This is a genomic window from Nonomuraea sp. SBT364, assembly GCF_001083785.1.
Lineage (GTDB): Bacteria > Actinomycetota > Actinomycetes > Streptosporangiales > Streptosporangiaceae > Nonomuraea.
In genome coordinates this window covers 1-1,055 of record NZ_LAVL01000356.1, presented here as the reverse complement: position 1 = coordinate 1,055, position 1,055 = coordinate 1, and the positions used below count along the sequence as shown (strand labels likewise).

The window sequence follows — 1,055 nt, the reverse complement described above, 5'->3', positions numbered from 1 at the left end:
TGTATTGACCCGTTGGGTTGTTGACACGGGTGATCGGTGGCTGGCCGCCGAGTGCGGTGTGGCATCGGTGGTGGTTGTAGGTGTGCAGGAAGTCTGGCAGAGCGGCGGTGCGTTCGTGGTTGCTGTCGTAGGGCCGGGCATAGGCCCACTCCTCCAGCAGGGTGCGGTTGAAGCGTTCGGCCTTGCCGTTGGTCTGGGGCCGGTAGGGACGGGTGTGCTTGCCGACGGCACCCAGCTCGGCCAGGGCCTGGCGCCAGGCGATGCCGCGGCGGTAGGCCAGCGCGTTGTCGGTGAGCACTCGCTCGATGCGGGTGATGCCCAGGCCGGCAAAGTGGGCGGCGGCGCGGCGCAGGAAGGCGGCGCAGGTGGCGGCCTTCTCGTCGGGCAGCACTTCGCTGTAGGCCAGCCGGGAGTGGTCGTCGATGGCCGAGTGGACGTAGTCGAAGCCGACGGTGCGGCTGTGGTGATGGCTGCGCTGGTCGCGGCCGTGGACGCGCCAGCCGCCGCCGTCGGGGATGCGGCCGAGTTTCTTGACGTCGACGTGCACCAGCTCGCCGGGCCGGTCGCGTTCATAGCGGCGGATGGGCTGGCCGGTGGGCCGATCCAGCCAGGCCAGGCGGTGCAGGCCGTGGCGGGTCAGGATGCGGTGCACAGTGGAGGCGGGCAGGCCGAGAATGGGGCCGATCCGGGCCGGGCCGAGCTTGCGGCTGGTCCGCAGCCGGCAGACCTCGGCCTCGATCGCCGCGGGGGTGCGGTGTGGGACGGCGTGCGGACGGCTGGAGCGATCGAGCAGCCCGGTCTCACCCTCGGTACGCCAGCGGCGGATCCACTTGTAGGCGGTGGGCCGCGACACACCCATCTCAGCGGCCACATGCGCGACTGGACGTCCCGCTTGAACACGATCGACGAGCAGCCGGCGGGCATGGACGGTCAGCCGGGCGTTACGGTGGGACATGAAGCCTCCGTGCGGTGCAGATTCGACACCTTCACCACATCGGAGGCTTCTCTATTGATCAAGCTCCTCTGTTAACAACGCTCGTGGTCGATACAGCTAG

General features: G+C 69.3%; 1 protein-coding gene. It reads right to left on the bottom strand.

The window, feature by feature from the left end:
• Nucleotides 1–955: IS481 family transposase (locus ADY59_RS47330; protein WP_049577963.1), on the bottom strand; the 955-nt coding region annotated here is incomplete at its 3' end.
• Between the last annotated feature and the right edge of the window lie 100 nt (nt 956–1,055).